Source organism: Pectobacterium sp. HCp5_1, assembly GCF_032905925.1.
Classification (GTDB): domain Bacteria; phylum Pseudomonadota; class Gammaproteobacteria; order Enterobacterales; family Enterobacteriaceae; genus Pectobacterium; species Pectobacterium brasiliense_A.
In genome coordinates, this window is record NZ_JAUMIO010000007.1 from 12,441 (window position 1) to 28,799 (window position 16,359).

The 16,359-nt window shown below is 46.8% G+C and carries 15 protein-coding genes; 13 read left to right on the forward strand and 2 right to left on the reverse strand.

The window, feature by feature from the left end:
* The first annotated feature begins 92 nt into the window (after positions 1-92).
* Positions 93-572 carry a hypothetical protein gene (locus Q3A88_RS07365; protein WP_104213363.1) on the forward strand — a complete coding sequence of 160 codons (480 nt, stop codon included), beginning with the start codon at positions 93-95 and terminating at the stop codon, positions 570-572.
* A gap of 304 nt (positions 573-876) precedes the next feature.
* Here Q3A88_RS07365 and Q3A88_RS07370 read toward each other — a convergent pair whose 3' ends face one another.
* On the reverse strand, positions 877-1,620 hold the full coding sequence (locus tag Q3A88_RS07370; RefSeq protein ID WP_181393588.1) for a hypothetical protein: 744 nt from the start codon (positions 1,618-1,620) through the stop codon (positions 877-879).
* Between the two features lie 612 nt (positions 1,621-2,232).
* Here Q3A88_RS07370 and Q3A88_RS07375 point away from each other — a divergent pair.
* The 12 genes from Q3A88_RS07375 to Q3A88_RS07430 are packed head-to-tail and all read left to right on the forward strand — an operon-like array spanning position 2,233 to position 15,843.
* The gene (locus Q3A88_RS07375) at positions 2,233-3,582 is read left to right on the forward strand and encodes an undecaprenyl-phosphate glucose phosphotransferase (protein WP_317177667.1); all 1,350 of its coding nucleotides are present in this window, start codon (positions 2,233-2,235) and stop codon (positions 3,580-3,582) included.
* Positions 3,572-4,858 (forward strand): outer membrane beta-barrel protein, encoded by a 1,287-nt coding sequence (locus Q3A88_RS07380; RefSeq protein ID WP_110163526.1) that lies wholly within the window; start codon positions 3,572-3,574, stop codon positions 4,856-4,858. The genes Q3A88_RS07375 and Q3A88_RS07380 overlap by 11 nt, the downstream gene beginning before the upstream one ends.
* Position 4,859: 1 nt before the next feature.
* On the forward strand, positions 4,860-5,417 hold the full coding sequence (locus Q3A88_RS07385) for a polysaccharide biosynthesis/export family protein (RefSeq protein WP_110163527.1): 558 nt from the start codon (positions 4,860-4,862) through the stop codon (positions 5,415-5,417).
* Between the two features lie 2 nt (positions 5,418-5,419).
* Positions 5,420-7,552 carry a GumC family protein gene (locus tag Q3A88_RS07390; protein WP_110163528.1) on the forward strand — a complete coding sequence of 711 codons (2,133 nt, stop codon included), beginning with the start codon at positions 5,420-5,422 and terminating at the stop codon, positions 7,550-7,552.
* 13 nt (positions 7,553-7,565) lie between these two features.
* Positions 7,566-8,777, forward strand: coding sequence for a capsular biosynthesis protein (locus tag Q3A88_RS07395; RefSeq protein ID WP_317177668.1), 1,212 nt, complete (start codon positions 7,566-7,568; stop codon positions 8,775-8,777).
* A complete protein-coding gene (locus Q3A88_RS07400; protein WP_110163530.1) occupies positions 8,774-10,156 on the forward strand; it encodes a capsular biosynthesis protein in 1,383 nt (460 codons plus the stop codon). Before Q3A88_RS07395 ends, Q3A88_RS07400 begins: the two co-directional genes overlap by 4 nt.
* Positions 10,149-11,138 carry a glycosyltransferase family 2 protein gene (locus tag Q3A88_RS07405; protein ID WP_110163531.1) on the forward strand — a complete coding sequence of 330 codons (990 nt, stop codon included), beginning with the start codon at positions 10,149-10,151 and terminating at the stop codon, positions 11,136-11,138. The genes Q3A88_RS07400 and Q3A88_RS07405 overlap by 8 nt, the downstream gene beginning before the upstream one ends.
* 9 nt (positions 11,139-11,147) lie before the next feature.
* Complete coding sequence (locus tag Q3A88_RS07410; protein WP_317177714.1) at positions 11,148-12,359, forward strand: glycosyltransferase family 4 protein; 1,212 nt, start codon at positions 11,148-11,150, stop codon at positions 12,357-12,359.
* Between the two features lies 1 nt (position 12,360).
* A complete protein-coding gene (locus Q3A88_RS07415) occupies positions 12,361-13,473 on the forward strand; it encodes a glycosyltransferase family 4 protein (RefSeq protein ID WP_233989980.1) in 1,113 nt (370 codons plus the stop codon).
* Between the two features lie 2 nt (positions 13,474-13,475).
* The gene (locus tag Q3A88_RS07420; protein ID WP_039510884.1) at positions 13,476-13,883 is read left to right on the forward strand and encodes a hypothetical protein; all 408 of its coding nucleotides are present in this window, start codon (positions 13,476-13,478) and stop codon (positions 13,881-13,883) included.
* Positions 13,884-13,921: 38 nt separating this feature from the next.
* Complete coding sequence (locus tag Q3A88_RS07425; protein ID WP_317177669.1) at positions 13,922-15,316, forward strand: DUF4832 domain-containing protein; 1,395 nt, start codon at positions 13,922-13,924, stop codon at positions 15,314-15,316.
* Between the two features lie 26 nt (positions 15,317-15,342).
* Positions 15,343-15,843, forward strand: coding sequence for a serine acetyltransferase (locus tag Q3A88_RS07430; RefSeq protein WP_014914371.1), 501 nt, complete (start codon positions 15,343-15,345; stop codon positions 15,841-15,843).
* Between the two features lie 293 nt (positions 15,844-16,136).
* On the opposite strand, the gene ccdA is transcribed toward Q3A88_RS07430, so the two are convergent.
* Positions 16,137-16,355, reverse strand: a complete 219-nt coding sequence (gene ccdA / locus Q3A88_RS07435; protein WP_317177670.1) for a type II toxin-antitoxin system antitoxin CcdA — start codon at positions 16,353-16,355, stop codon at positions 16,137-16,139.
* Positions 16,356-16,359 lie beyond the last annotated feature (4 nt).

The following is a 16,359-nucleotide window of genomic DNA, read 5'->3' on the forward strand; positions in this document are numbered from 1 at the left end:
GGATTTCTTTTTTTATCTCTGCTGTTATTTTTAAAATGTTTATAGCGACAGTGTATGTCTGATGAATATCATTTTAATGAGGAGATAAAGATATGCCATCTATTTATTATCGTGGGGATAATCGGGCCATTGGGGACATTCAGAAAACCGGATTCCAGCCACAAATAGAGTCGTGCCGAGGGAGAACACCAGTTCAGGCAATCGCGTATATTCAGAAAATTATTAAAGATAACAATTTCAAAAGCCTTGCGGATATTGGCGGTTATATTATCAGTAACTCAAAAGGTGACTCTGTTTCCACTTCTTGTGTCCTGGATGGCGCATCCTACGGGAAGTATAAGTATCAAATCACTGCACCGCAGAATGCCCTGTATTTTGAATTCAACCTCGATGGTAGCGTGGGCGCACAGCAGCCAAATCAAGGGAATATGTTCGGGCGCAAGCCGTACTACATTTTAACCAACGTTAACCCGGCGCTCAGTCTGTACGTCATTGTTGGCACACGGACTGCCACACAGGAAGCCACGTTTTTTACTGATATCCCCAGTGGTTGGATAACGTTACTGAGTTAATTGCATTTCATCATTGCCATTATTGTAACGTAACGATGCGTCATTTTTTATCGGGGTTCAAAACCTGAATATTTTTTGCGATGTTATTAATATTATAGCTATATATACTCTAAATAATTCGAGTGGCGTGAAGGCGGCAACCGCATGAATCCCCAGGAGCTTACTTAGGTAAGTGACTGGGGTGAATAAGGGTAGCCAACGCACAAGCCGCTTGAAGTATGACGAGTATAGCTGTAATGCCGTTGGTTTAATCAACAACGGCATATTTTCCACATAACCAAACTTCAACAGCGAACCATCCAGACTATTGTTGCAATATATTCAGGCTTTCTTGCAGCGAGAGAATATCGTCCGGCGATCCTTTACCTTCTACGGTATTGGTAAAGTAGTTGTAATCGAGATCAATCCATTTCTGCAATTTCGCTTCATAGTTCTCTGGATATTGTGCCTGCTCGATAGCCGGTAGTGTTTTATAGTGGTCCAGCACCTCGCTAAAGAAACCGGTCAGTTTCCCGCTGCTGTTGTATTCCGCCATCGCTTTGGCGACCACCTCTTTGCGCCATGCATATTCCTGATCGTATGACTCTTCCCATGCCGCTCTTCTTTCGTTGGTGGTATAGAGTCCACTGTCGTCATAGGTAATTAAAGCAAGCTGATCGCGTGAAAGGCCGGCAAACGGATTCTTTCCGGAACCATTAACAAATTTTGTGGCGTCAGCTGCCCTGCCCAAACGTTCAGGATCGGAAGAATCGGGCACTTCAGCGTTATTGATCGCCCGGTTAGCGTCATAATCTGGCCCGGTGATTTTTTTGAGCAGCGTGGTGGCTTTTGCGCCGAGTTCTTTTCTGCTGATACCCGCATACTCGGCATCTGCACGGCTTGCGCTGTCGCTTAATTGCTGCGCCAGAGAGGAAAACACCACCTCTTGTTTGGTCTGGCTGTCGGCGTTTACGGTCACGCTATCCGCAGTAGCAGACTGGGTTGCCGCGCGCGGAGTATCTGTGGCCTGCGTGCTGGTGTTATAGGGGGTTCCAACCTGGTTGATCATACCTGAATTTCCTTCTGGCACTATTTTTTAAAGCGTTGGATGAATACGGTGGATCCGTATCGGGCATCGCTTCTCATCAAAACAATAAAGATATCGGTCACTGAAGGCTAATCTTTATACGTTCTGGTGCGAACGGATCACTCCCGTTTGCCGAACTGGATGACTCGCAATATGACCTACACATTCCCCGATACGAAGGGATAAATCAAAACGCATCGGAAAAGATCTTTACGTCAACTTATTGAATCAAAAAACAGAGGATCAGACTTGCCTGAACGGCGAAATTTTACGCTTTATCCACCACATTGAAATGATTATCGAATGCAAATATTTAAAATTAAATAATGAATAAATAAATATTTAGAGAAATTACTGATGTGAAAAATTATATTTTATACATTAATTATTGTGGTTGTGTGTACTAGCAGTTTGTGTGTTTTGCAAAAATTTTCTTTAAGATTTCTCTGGTTGTTATTCTAAAATTTTTTTATGTGATGTATTATCCGTCACGGAGAAATGCCAATAATAAAAAACTTAATGGATTAAGATAAAAAAGTGTCTACTAACCGGATAAATATTTCCTATGGAAATGATTTTTTTGTTATTAAATTGATGGACTTTTTATCAATCAATTTAACATTAATAATCAGCGCTAGTCTATTTATGATGGGCGCTTTCGATGATGTCATTATGATTAGCCTGCTATTCTCAACCTCTTTTTTACTTATTGGGGAATATACTGGTCTATATCATCATGGCCTTAAAAATATGCAGACCGGTGGGCAGCGAAGACTGTGGGGTTCCGCATTATTTTCGGTCATCTTTGTGGAGTTAGTCAGGAATTATGCCGGTACGCTGTACTCGCTGGGTCTATTGCATCAATTCGATAATATCTATTTTTCCGCAACGCTGTACTGGTATATTCTTTCGCTATGTAGCCTCTACATTACGCGTTTAATTACGTTTAAATTTACGACTAAAAAACGAATCCGAATTGCTATTGTGGGATTAACGCCCGGTGGGTTAGCGGCGGAAAAAGCATTGCTTAAAGAGTATGCCAACATGCAGTTAGAATTGGCTTTTTACGACGATCGTAGCCCATCCCGTTGTGGCTATCTGTTTAAGAGCCAATTTAAAGGCAAAGTTAGCAAACTGGTTGAAGAAGCTAAAGCGGGCAGAGTGGATGAGATTTATATTGCGCTGCCGATGGTTGCGCTACAGCGTATTCGTTATTTTCTGTCGATGATGTCCGATACGACGGTAGATACCTATATCATTCCCGATCTTTATTCCTACAGCTCATACGTATCGCAGTTTCGCTCCATCAATAACATTCAGACCATCAGTATTTTCAGATCGCCGTTTGATGGTATTGGCTCGGTGATTAAGCGCGTTGAGGATTTAGTGATTGGTGGCGTTATTACGCTGATGATTTCGCCATTGCTGCTGGTGATTGCTATTGGTATCAAACTGACGTCACGGGGGCCGGTGTTATTCAAGCAAGATCGTTACGGCCTGAGCGGCAATAAAATCAAAGTGTGGAAATTCCGCTCGATGCACGTGATGGAAAACGCCGGCGTCGTGACGCAGGCGACTAAAAACGATCCGCGTGTTACGCGTTTTGGCGCATTTTTACGCCGGACTTCGCTGGATGAACTGCCGCAATTTTTCAATGTATTGCAAGGGACGATGTCGATTATTGGCCCGCGTCCTCATGCCGTCGTGCATAACGAGCAGTATCGCCAGTTAGTCGAGAATTACATGATTCGCCATAAAGTGAAGCCTGGAATTTCAGGCTTGGCGCAGGTTAATGGTTATCGCGGCGAAGTGGATACCCTCGATAAAATGGAAAAACGGGTTCACTACGATATTGCCTATATTCAGAGTTGGTCCCTTTGGTTGGATATCAAAATTATCTTTAGGACCATTTTCAAAGGCTTTATCGGTGAAAATGCGTACTAAATTGATCATCGCCGCTGGAATGATAATCTCCCACCCATCCTGGGCCGACCTGATGCCGAAATCGCATATCGGTGTCGCCGGTATTGATTTTCAAAGCCAGGTGGGGCTGGACTATGGGCATGAGAATAACGTGACCTATCAGGCTGATGACCGGGACGCGGTGAGTTCTCATTTTCAGAGCGTCAGGCCAATGATTAAGGCCATTGGCGCGCGCTATCAGGATCAATATCTGTTGATGTATTCCGGTGATTATCGTCGTTACGACAGCGATCCGGCGGATAATTACACCGACCATTTCTTTCGCTTTAATGGCGCATGGCGCTACGGGTTGAGGCATGGATTAACGCTCAGTCTTGAGGAGGCGCTTGGGCACGAAATGCGTGGGCGCGGTATGACCGAAGGTTTTCGACCACAACAGTTCAGCGATTTCGGTATTCATTCGCCGTTGAGTACCGCGCTTTTCAACAGTGAATTGCGTTATAGCTATGGCGCGCTGAAAGGGCGCGGTAAAGCCGACGTTGCGCTGCTGTTTAGAAAACTGCGGTTAGGCCGCACGGAGGATATTAAAAATACCGATATTGATTTTTATAACTATGTTCTTGGGCAGGAATGGCACGAGAACGGTTTGATCGTCGAATTATCTGACCAATACTCGTCGGCAACGCGCTTTCGCTACCGTTTTATTGGTAATCAGCGGCGTTATGAAATCGATTCGCAAAAAGATAGTGATGAATATTATCTGGAATACGGCATTAAATCGCAGCTTACGGGAAAAACCGGTATTGATGCCAATGTGTCCTGGCTATACAAGACATTCAATAATAACTCGAACGCCAGGGATTTTAGCGGGATAAACTGGGATGTTCAGACGGAGTGGAAACCACTTAAACAATCCATTTTTACCGTATATACGTCGCAGCATATCAAAGACCCGTCAGAAATCGGCGGCTATATCCTGGTTTCTAAATACGGCATCTCTTATCAGCACTTTTGGCTCGTCGATCGTTTCTCCACCACGTTTGACTATTCATACCTGACGGACGTTTACAAGAATTACCCGCGAGATCGTAAAGACAGAAACAGGGCGTTCACCTTCGCCATGAGCTATAACTTCAGGCCCTCTATTAACGTTGAATTAACGTATCAACGGAACACGCTACGTTCCAATCAAGATAGCGATTCTTTCTTTATTGGCCCTAACGACGATCGCCAGGTCGTCAGAATGCTGGGCCGTGATAACTCTCTGATTATGTTTACGGCTAAGGTACAGATCTAACGTGAAAATAATAAAACTGTGCATTTTCCTGTGCCTCAGCGTCTGGCTAGCGGGGTGCTCCCCGCCGAGCCAGCGGCAAATGGACAAACCTGAAAGTGAAACCATCGGTTATCCGTTAGATGAAGGCGATGCTGTCAATATTCTGGTGTACGGCGAGCCGGAGATGACGATGAAGTTCATGCTGGATAAAAGCGGCGCGATTACCTTCCCCTACATTGGTCAACTGGTGTTGAAAGGGAAAACGCCAGAGCAGGTGGGCGAGGAGTTGGCTAATCGCCTGCGCGGCGATTATCTGCAAAATCCGATGGTGACGGTCAGCATCGCCGAGTTCCGGAAATTCTATATCACTGGTGAAGTGGAGAAACCGAACGGATATGCCTACGAGCCGGGCTTAACCGTTGAAAAAGCGCTGGCGCTGGCCGGCGGATTTACCGATCGCGCAGACCGCAAGGATGTGGGTATTCGTCTATCGAATAGCAATCAACTGATTGAAAATGTTGATGTAAGACGTGTCGTTCATCCTGGCGATACCGTGATTGTCGGTATGAGCTTTTTCTGACCATGAGTCTATCTCTCGTGGAAAATGGCAGCAAACTGGAAAGCATCATCGATTTCTCCAGATTTGCCCAAGAGATCAAACAGAACGGCTGGAAGATCGTGCTGGCCGGCCTGATTGTGGCGGTAGTGGCTTACCCGCTGATTAGCATGATCACGCCCAAATATGTGTCGACCGCAACGGTACTGCTTAAAGCACAGCAGGATAACGTTTCGCCTTTGCCGCAGGTCGATGGTTATGATTCCACCCGTAGCGGCTATTACGAAACCCAGTATGCGTTGATGCAGTCGCGTATTGTGCTGGAACAAGCCGTGCGGGACATCAAGCTGGATCAAAACCCAGCGTTTAATGGCGGTACAGACAAAAACGCGGATAACCGTGGCGATGCGCAACAGCGGGTCGATCACGCACTGGATTCGATAGTGGCAAACCTCACTATCACTGGCGTTCGCACCACGCACCTCGCCACTATCTCATACGAATCGGCGTCGCCTGAGCTGGCGGCCGACATCGCTAACGGCGCGGCGCAGGCATTTATTGACTATACGGCCAGGCAAAAGCACCTCAAGACACTGAAAGCCAAAACATTGAACCAAAAACAGATGGAAGAGGTGTGGCAGCAAGTCGTTGAGCAACAGGCCGTCATCGACCAATTTCTGAAGAAAGAAGGGCTGCTGACTTTCCGCGGCGTGGATGGCTTCGAAACTGAACAACTGGGGATCGTCACCACCAAGTTAGCGGATGCCACCCAACGTCGCATCAGGGCTGAAACGAACTACAACAGCGTGCGTTTGAATGTGGGTACGTCGCTGGAAAACATCATTTCTCTGCCTGATATTTCTAATCATGCCCAAATTCAGGATTTGCGCATTGCGCTGATTCAGGCTCGGCGTTCTTTATACGAGTTACGGAAACGCTACGGGCTGAAGCATACCAAAATTTTAGAAGCCGAAGCCCAGGTTCAGGCGATTGAAGAGCAGACCCACACCGTGTTACTCGAACTGGAAGCGGGGCTAAATAAGCAGTATCAGGCGGCGTTGAGGGATGAAAAATATTATCAGCAACTGCTGGAGAAACAGAAAGCGGATTTCCAAACGCTGGCGTCTAAACGTGATGAATACAATAACCTGATCACCACGTTGGATAAAACAAAAGAGCTGTATAAGGCGCTCTATCAGCGCACCAAAGAGCAGACGCTGGCTGGTAACTATTTAGAGCCGGACGCGGTACTTTATGACCCTGCCGTGCCGGCGGACCACCCGTCGAAACCTAATAAAGCGATGCTGCTGGTGATGGTGGTCATGCTAACCCTGATTTTCTCGGTGGTTTACTTCATCGTGAGAGCTGCGCTGGATAATTCAATCAACAGTATCAGCCAGATGAAAAAGCGCCTGAATGTGGCGCCGGTGGGGGAAATTCGCATCTTCGCCAGTGGCGTGAAGCGCGCACAGGTTGTGCGTTTGATCACCAAAGCACCGCTGTACGTTGATATTGTCCACAGCATGCGAACCCACATTTTGTTATCGCATCCATCCTGCCAGGCCATTGCCATCAACTCGGCAGAGCATGGCGAAGGGCGATCGTTGCTGGCGCATTTGCTGGCGACATCTTTCAGCGCTGACCAAAAAACGCTGCTTATCGACCTGGATTTTTTTAACGACGACGGGCTGACGCAAGACATGGCGCCCCCTTCCGCTATCGGTGTGGCAGAACTGCTGCAAGGGCAATCATCGTTGGATGCCGCACTGGTGACAATCAGTGAAAATTTGAGCTTCCTGCCGCGTGGCAATGCCTTGATGTCTTCTTTACTGATGCTGTCGTCCGAACATGTCGTGACGTTGATGGCAGAGCTGAGAACTCGCTATCAGCGAATAATCGTTGATGTTGCTGCAGTGAATCAAACGCAGGATAGTCAACTCATTAGCCGGGTAATAGACGGGGTGGTTTTTGTGCTGAAAGCCGGCGAGTGGCGTACGGGTGATGTGCTTAATGCCATTGAGAAAGTTAAACAGCACCGCGCGGTGCTGATTGGCGCGGTAATGAATCGGGTTGCGGATAAAAACCTCGAAACCAAAGAGGGGATACGTTCCCTGAACCATCGTATGAATGCGCTAATCGACAGTACCGGTCACCTGTGAGTTTATTAAAAAGATGAGTTTACTAAAAAGCGTTTCTACCATTGCGGGTTCATCGGTGGTTTCACAGCTAATTGGCGCGCTGTCTATCTGGCTGATTTCGCATAAATACAACATGGCCGAGGTGGGGATCTACGCGCTGAGTTACAGCATCGTGTTGGTGGGGGCGCAGGTCTGTACCTTTGCATCGCAACTGCTGATTCCGAAACAGCAAGACGGTGAACTGGCGCAGAGTGTGGTATTCAGCACACTGCAAAGCCTGCTTACCGCGGTGCCCTATGCGATGTTGACCGCATGGCTGTTTCAGCGAAATGTGTTCTTTCTCTATCTGCTTACGCTGTCCTATGCGCTGGTGCTGATCTCGGAGAATTTGTCGCTGCGCGAGGGTAACTACCGTTTTCTGGCCTTTCAGCGACTCGCCGTCTCGGTGGTGGTCGTGCTTTCGCTGTTGTTCACTTCACATACCACCGCGTTTTATTGGTCCTGGGCCTGCGCCATGATGGTACTGATTAGCGGCTGTATTTTGTTCTCGTTCAATATTCGCACCGTTACGTTTGGACATTTTAGTCCGCAACGTAATAGGGCTTTCTTTCATCAACATGCTCATCATCTCACCCGCGTTGGCAGCGCCGAAGTGTTGGCGATGGTTAATAGCAATTTACCGATTATGCTGATTAACTTTTGGTTTTCCGCGTTGACGGCGGGGTATTTCTCGGTGGTGAGCCGTTTTTGTTTGTCTCCGGTGGTGATCATCGGTAATGCGGTGCGTCATTCTATTTTTTCAACCTGGTCTGCCGATTTCAGAAACAAACGTTTTAACTATGATGAGTTCAAAAAAATTCGTCTGGTATTATTGATGTCGGGAGTGGTCTGCACGCTAGGCGTATTTATTTTCTATCCGTTGGTGATGCATCTATTTTTTAGCGAGGAGTGGATTAACTCCATTCCAACCTCTCGCTATATGTTGCCTTATTTATTTCCGGCATTGGCTGTGTGTCCGCTGACGGTGATTGAACTAATATTTGGATCTCATCGCTATTTTTTACGTATTCAATTAGAACAATTGAGTGTGGTATTAATCGCATTTGTAATTTTACCTTATTTTTATAATCACTATGCCGCATCAATAATTCTTTTTTCTGTGCTGACGTTTGTACGCTACGCGTTTATTTATCTCAAAGTAAACAAACGTGCTAATGGACTGAAAAATATGATGAAAGAACCATGATCTTGAATACCGGGCTTTACCTACAGGTTTATGTTGTTATCACGCTGGTATTCTGCGGACTGACGCAGTATTTCACCGGTTTGCTGGCGGTGCTGTGGTTACCCTTTATTTTGGCGCTGAACATGGTGGGGTTGCTGATTATGCAGACTCGCTACGATAGATTGCAGTTGGATACGCAGGAATTGATGGTTCTCACGCTTTACCTCTCTTTTCTGGCGATGGCGGGATTATCTACCCTGTTACAGGGCGGAATAACCGTCACTATCGTTGGGTTTAAAAACGAGGTTGCATTGTCGCTGATGATGTTTTGCCTGCTGCTGGGATTTTGCCGCGAATCACAGATTTATCGCGTGACCCGCAGTTTGTATTGGGTGTTCTACGCGCAGTTCCCGGTGGTGATTTATCAGGTGTTGTTTGTTTTGCCGCGGCGGGTAGCATTGCGGGGAGAAGACGAAAAATGGGACTCGGTAGTCGGCACTTTCGGAGGCGACCCGATGGGCGGTGGAAATACTGCGGCGATGGGGTTGTTCTGCCTGTTGATTATGCTGCTGAAAGTCTCGGAGTTTAAACATGGTTTGACGTCGTTTAAATCCACGGCGCTGCATATCGTTTTGGGATTTAGCTTGTGTATCCTGGGGGAAGTGAAATTTGTGATCCTGATTTCACCGTTATTACTGGCCTGGGTTTGGTTAATGCCGAGCTACATCAAAGGCATGAATAGCGTAAACCTGAAAGCGATTTTGCTGATTTTCACCGGCATGGCGTTGCTGATTACCGTGGCGATTACCATTTTGGCCTCGGGTTACTCCTCGGCGTTTGGTGGCGACCCGACGAAAAGCGCGATGAGCGTATTTCTGGATTCATTGAATTATATTTTTGATACCAGCTACATTATGGAATCCGGTGAACTTGGGCGTCTTACTACGCTATTTTTCTGGCTAAAAAATCACGATATGTGGGGGATCTCCGGCACGTTGTTTGGCTATGGATTAAATGCGACAAATAGCGGCAGCGCTGTCTCTCCCGGATTTTTGAATATCATCTATAACCTGATCATTGATTCAACTTCATTAAGTGTGCTGCTATGGGAAGTCGGCGTGGTTGGAACGCTATTTTTCATCGGGTTAATTATTTATATCTTAATCATTACGCAGCCAAAGCCGGGGTTAGATCGTAATAAATTAGACCAACAGGATCTGCAACTGCTGAGTTTTTCTCCGGCCTTTAACGTTTTTGCGGTTGGGTGCCTGTTGAGTCTGCCTTATAGCCAGATCCTGATGATTATTCCCATGCTGCAATTCCTATTTTATTTATCCCTGGGCTCAAGTCTGGTGATTCGCCATTCTGTCCGCCGTTATATCGGAAAACTGTATGAGTGATAAACCTTTTATTTCAGTGAGTATTAAGACATTCAATGAGGCGGAATGCATCGAAAAAACCATCGACAGTATTCGTCGCCATATTGTGGATTACCCCCATAAAATCATTGTTGCCGATAGCTTATCAACCGACAACACGCAGCAGCTTGCCAGCGCCAAAGGCGTTACCGTGGTGTCGCTGACTGAACCGTCCGAACGCTGCTGCGGTGTGGGGCATCAGCTTGGTTACCTGTACAGTCAGGGGGATTATTTACTGCTCATGGACGGCGATATGGAGCTGGAAGATGGCTTTATTGAGCAGGGCATCGCATTTTTAACCGCACACCCTGCTTACGCCGGCGTGGCTGGAACAGTAGAGATGGATGGCGCGGCGAACTATGAGTTTACATCACGTAAACAGCGCCTTCATAAAATATATCCGTTGGGCGACTGCGGTCATTTAGGCGGTGGGGGGTTATACCGCCGCTCGGCAATTGAAAAAATAGGTTATCTCACCAACCGCAGCTTGCATGGTTATGAAGAAGCTGAATTAGGCATTCGTCTGCGCTATGCCCACTATAAATTACATCGACTTAATGTGCCTTATTTCCGTCACACGTCGTACACCATGCCAACATATAAAATGCTGCAATATCGTTGGCGGAACGGTTTTCTCTGGGCACCGGGCGAGCTTTTACGCAGCGCATGGGGGATGCCTTATTTCCGTGAGGCATTGCATATCGTTAAAAACGAAGCAGTTTTTGCGGTTTATTTGTTGGTGCTGTTGATGAGTTTATTGACGTTTAACGCCGCTGTTATTGGCATCGCGTTGCTGCCGTTACTCGCTTTTGTGGTATTAAAAACGATTAAGAACCGTTCACTGCTGAACGGGGGACAGAGTGTGATGAACCTGGCTGTATTCTCTGCGGGATTGATAAAAGGGTTAACCAGACCCGTGCGCGACCCTATGACACCACCAAGCAGCAAGGTTATTCATGAATAGGCAGGTATGATGAAAGTTTTATTGGTCAATAAATTTTTCTATATCAAGGGCGGCGCTGAAACGGTTTATTTTCAAGAGATTGATATGCTGAAAAAGGCTGGTGTTGACGTTATCGCTTTCTCTATGCAGCATGAAAATAACTTCCCGTCAGACTACACGCCCTATTTTGTCGGTAATGTGGATTATCATCAAAACAGCAGTGCGATTGGGGCAATTAAAACCGCGGTTAACTTTATTCATAATGCTGAGGCATGTAAGAAATTGCTGGTGTTATTGCGTAAAGAAAAGCCGGATATTGTTCATTTTCACAATATCTACCACCAGCTCACGCCGTCGTTGATTAAAATTGCCCGTCAATTTGGGTGTAAAACCGTGTTAACGGCTCATGACTACAAGATTATCTGCCCTTCGTACACCATGCTGCGCGATGGCAAAGTCTGTGACGCGTGTTTAACCGGTTCGGTATTTAACGCTTTTAAATATCGGTGCCAGCAAGGTTCTGCACCGAAAAGTTTACTGCTTTCGTTAGAAGGCGCCTGGCAGAATATTGCCAAAAACTATCAGGCGCTGGATGTGATCGTTTCACCCAGCGAATTTCTGCGTAACCAATTAATGCGCAAGATGCCGAATGTTCGTATTGACGTGATTGTTAACGGTATTAATGACAGCCTGCCGGTGGAGGATGTTAAAGACGACGGTTATTTGCTGTTTATTGGTCGCCTGAGTCGGGAGAAAGGCGTTGCTACGCTTGCCAGGGCGCATCAGCAAATGCTGAATAAAATTCCGTTAAAAATTGCGGGCAGCGGGCCGTTGTATAACGATTTGGTCGCGCAATTTCCGCATGCGGAATTCCTGGGTTACAAACAGCAGGGCGAAGAACTTAACCGGCTGATTAAATACGCACGCGCGGTGGTGGTTCCTTCCGAATACTATGAAAACTGTTCAATGTCGGTACTGGAATCGATGGCATTCGCTAAAACGGTGGTAGGCGGGCGTATTGGCGGTATACCTGAACAAATTCGCGATAAGATAGACGGTATTTTATTCGAACCCGGCAATGTGCAGGCATTAGCCGATGTGCTGGATGACCTGGCGTTGAATCCGCAAAAAGCCAGAGAAATGGGATTAAATGCGCGCCAACGTCTTCGCGAAAAATATTCATTACGTAAACACACAGAATCTCTATTGGCGCTTTATCGGGAAATAGTAATCGAAAAATAATATGACTACGAAAATTACCGTTCTGGGAACACGTGGTATTCCAAACGTGTTGGGTGGTGTGGAAACACATTGCCAAAATTTATATCCGACGATTAAACAGCAATTCGATGTAGATATTTGCGTTCTCGCACGTTCACCTTATGTGAATTATAAAAAATCACAATATCGAGGCGTGATGACTCGTGCTTTACTGTCGCCGAAAAAGCGTTCATTAGAGGCTATCGTTCATTCGGTGCTGGCGGCATTTATCACCTGCTTTGATCAGTCCACGGTGGTGCATGTTCACGCTATTGGTCCGGGCCTGGTGGTGCCGCTTTTACGTTTGCTGGGTAAAAAAGTGGTTTTTACTCATCATGGTCCAGACTATGACCGCCATAAATGGGGATTCCTGGCAAAGAAAGTTTTATTGCTGGGTGAAAAGGTTGCCGTGAAATATGCCAATGAAGTGATTGTGATCTCTGAAGTGATTAATAATATGATCAAGCAGAAATATGGTCGCAATGATGCCCATCTTATCTATAACGGTGTGAATCTACCCCAGCGACTTACTGCGGACGTTATCCATCAAACATTGGCGCATTTTTCTCTTCAGCCACAACACTATTTGGTTGCGGTTGGCCGTTTCGTGGAAGAAAAAGGCCTGCATGATCTTATCGCGGCCTATCGGCAATCGGGCGTCACGATGCCACTGGTTTTGGTTGGCGATGCCGATCACCCCACTGCGTATAGCATGCGATTAAAACAGTTAGCCCATGAAACCCCGAATGTGATCCTGACCGGATTTTTAACCGGCCAGGAACTACAAACTGTTTTCTCACAGGCTAAACTCTTTGTGATGTCGTCATATCATGAAGGGTTACCCATTGCGTTGCTGGAGGCCATGTCATTCTCATTGCCTGTCGTGGTCAGCAATATTCCAGCCAATCTGGAGGTGAAATTAGCGCCAGAAACGTATTTTAATGTAGGAAATGTGGCTGATTTATCCGAAAAAATCACGTTGTGCTCTAAATCGTTATCTGTTGATTACTCTGAATATTTACAAAGGTATAATTGGCAACACATCGCGGAAAAAACGATGACCGTTTACACCGCAGTAAATAAATCAATAGGTTAATAGTGAATGAATCGAATAAACGCCCGTTAGTCATTGAGCGCTTCTATGAAGCCCTTGATGGAAAAACCGATACAGAACTGACCTCGGAACAGCGGCTGGCCGTTGAGCAGGCGGTGATGTCGATTACAGCATCTTCAATGCATTGGGTCGACGTGCGTAAGAGTTTCCCTTTTTTGAACAGGCGCTATTACTTCGTTTTTTTGTTCGGTCTGGATCACCGCAAGCGTCCACGCAAAGAGTCAACGTTATTTCGCATACTGCTGACTGCGTTGATCCTGTTTACTGGCTTGTCCTGCATGCTTGCGGCGCTATTGATGCTTTACATGATTAAGTCTGCCTTGGGTATTGATATTTTCCCACATTTCCACTTAGGAATTTGGGATTGGTGGCTCAGCCTGAAGGATCACTGACCTCCGGTTTCTGCTGATGTGGAAATAAGGAGTCATAAGTGCATTGTAAAATTATCGCTGTAGGAGGTTTGCTATTTTCTGTATTGGGTGTGGCCGATGGCGTGATGACGACCGTCACCCCCAGAGGGCTAACTGGTCCGCTAACGAACCCAGGTACTGGCGTCGCCAGCTTTAACAAGGGTAATGGTACAACGTTGTCGCTGGCTGATTATCCCAACACCGGCATTGAATACGATCGCTTGTACTGGAATGAACTCGAACCGGCAGAAGGCCAATATAATTTTCAAGCCGTGGACGCTATTTTCGAACTGGCTAGCCAGCATCAACCGCCGATGAACGTGGGGTTGCGCTTTATGGCGCTTGATGAGCCTGCCAGTGGTTCAAAGATTCCTGACTGGCTGCTCCAAAAAGGCATCAAGGGCGAATGGACGCCGGACAAAAAAACCTTTGTGCCGGATCTGGACGACCCGGTGTTTATCGAATACAGCCAGCGTTTGCTTAATGCTTTTGGGCAGCGCTATGACGGTAATTCGAATTTGGCTTATATCGATATTGGGTTGGTGGGGTCATGGGGCGAGTGGCACAACACCAATTTCCCGACCATTACGCCGCTGATTGAACGCTACACATCAGCTCAGTTGGATAAGTACGTGGAAATGTATTTTGCCGCGTTTCCCAACAGCCCAAAAATTATGCTCATTAACGGCGGCGACACGTTGGCCAACGCAGTGAAGCAAGGTGCTGGATGGCGCGCGGACTGCTGGGGAGACTGGCATAATTTTTCGACTACATGGAGCCACATGCAAGATGATTACCCGCAGCGGCTGCAAAACGCGGAGGCGCTTTATCCCAATTTTAGCGCTGCGTGGCAACGTGCGCCGGTGAGTCTGGAAATCTGTGGTCATATGTCGGAGTGGCAGAGCGTGCAGCACTATACTCGTGCGCAAGTGCAGGTGGCCTTTGACTGGGCGCTGGCACAGCACGCCAGCACCATTAATCTGAAATCGCGCAGCGTGCCGACGGAATATCGGGACATTGTGGATAACGTACTGACCAAACTCGGCTATCGTTTTCGCCTAGCCTCGTTAACTCATGAGTCTGAACTGGCACAAGGGCAGAGCCTGACGTTAGACCAGCAGTGGTTTAACGACGGCGTAGCGCCCATTTATCTGAAATATGATGTGGCCTATCGTGTGGTGAATGATGCCAACACCGTAATGAGTATGGGAAAAATGGCTGATGACATTCGCACTTGGTTGCCAGGGCAGCATACCTTCGTCTACCAATTGGCGATGCCGGAAGCGCTGCCAGCCGGGCAGTATAATATTGAAATGGCGATGCTGGACGCAAAGGGAGTATCGCGAATTAATCTCGCCAACGAGGGCAAGCAAGCTGACGGTTGGTATCGAATTTCCACGGTAACGGTGCGCTGAGCACGGAATTAAGAATAGATATTCATATGCTGAAAAATATCGGCCATGTATGGTGTGAAATAAAAGCGGCGGGCAGTATTAAAGCTAAACTGGTCATACTGCTGTTTCGCCTTTCAACCATTTACCAGTCATCAAACGCGCTGCTGAAAATTATCAGCGTTCCTTTTGTTGTCCTGAATAAAGTGATTAATGAGTGGCTGTTCTGTGTGGAAATTCCGCACAGAACTCAAATCGGTTTTGGGCTGAAAATATATCATCCGCACTGTATTGTGGTGAATTCCGATGTAATCATCGGGGCGAACTGTACATTACGGCAGGGGGTCACCATTGGTAGCGTGATAAACCGTGAAGGTCATGTCACCAAAAGCCCGGTGCTGGGCAATCAGGTGGAGCTTGGTGCCAATGCCATTCTGCTAGGCGACATTACAGTCGGTGATAACGTAAAAGTCGGCGCGGGAACCGTGGTAACAAAAAGCCTTGCTGCCGGAAAGGTGGTCGTAGGGTATGGAACCAGGGAATTGAATTGAGTGTGTATGCTCATTTCTATGCGAATGTCATGTGACAGCGGGTCGCCATTCTTGCTGTCTACTAAAATAATGGGCCACATGCGATAAAGAAATGTCTGGCTCGTTCCTTCGGTTCAATTTCCTGCGACATCGATAAGTCGTAATGACATTGGCGTTATGTTATCTGTATGATTAATATCAAAATCGTGTGCCAGAGGATAACATCATGTCAGCGACGAACTGCTGTGGAGTGGAGTCTAACTGCTATGATGTCAATGTGCTGGCGTATTACAGATCAACAATGAATTACACGATCACCAGTTCCTGTTTTCATTAGCAAAGGAACCATGCTGTGCGATAAATTGGGCGACGTCTCCCATCCCTTCGCGGTTTTCCTTCTTCCACTCTTCAGTTTTAATACGGCGGACTTCTTTGCCTATGACGTCATTCACCAGACCAGAAATATTGACTCCGGCAGCACTCAGAATCTGATAGTCATCTTTGTCCACGGCAATACTAATCCGGCGTTTCATTGCC

Coding starts and splice junctions, on each gene's coding strand:
- ccdA (WP_317177670.1), bottom strand. CDS start 16,355: ATGAAACGCCGGATTAGTATTGCCGTGGACAAAGATGACTATCAGATT.
- Q3A88_RS07380 (WP_110163526.1), top strand. CDS start 3,572: ATGCGTACTAAATTGATCATCGCCGCTGGAATGATAATCTCCCACCCA.
- Q3A88_RS07410 (WP_317177714.1), top strand. CDS start 11,148: ATGAAAGTTTTATTGGTCAATAAATTTTTCTATATCAAGGGCGGCGCT.
- Q3A88_RS07375 (WP_317177667.1), top strand. CDS start 2,233: ATGGACTTTTTATCAATCAATTTAACATTAATAATCAGCGCTAGTCTA.
- Q3A88_RS07370 (WP_181393588.1), bottom strand. CDS start 1,620: ATGATCAACCAGGTTGGAACCCCCTATAACACCAGCACGCAGGCCACA.
- Q3A88_RS07405 (WP_110163531.1), top strand. CDS start 10,149: ATGAGTGATAAACCTTTTATTTCAGTGAGTATTAAGACATTCAATGAG.
- Q3A88_RS07400 (WP_110163530.1), top strand. CDS start 8,774: ATGATCTTGAATACCGGGCTTTACCTACAGGTTTATGTTGTTATCACG.
- Q3A88_RS07415 (WP_233989980.1), top strand. CDS start 12,361: ATGACTACGAAAATTACCGTTCTGGGAACACGTGGTATTCCAAACGTG.
- Q3A88_RS07395 (WP_317177668.1), top strand. CDS start 7,566: ATGAGTTTACTAAAAAGCGTTTCTACCATTGCGGGTTCATCGGTGGTT.
- Q3A88_RS07430 (WP_014914371.1), top strand. CDS start 15,343: ATGCTGAAAAATATCGGCCATGTATGGTGTGAAATAAAAGCGGCGGGC.
- Q3A88_RS07390 (WP_110163528.1), top strand. CDS start 5,420: ATGAGTCTATCTCTCGTGGAAAATGGCAGCAAACTGGAAAGCATCATC.
- Q3A88_RS07365 (WP_104213363.1), top strand. CDS start 93: ATGCCATCTATTTATTATCGTGGGGATAATCGGGCCATTGGGGACATT.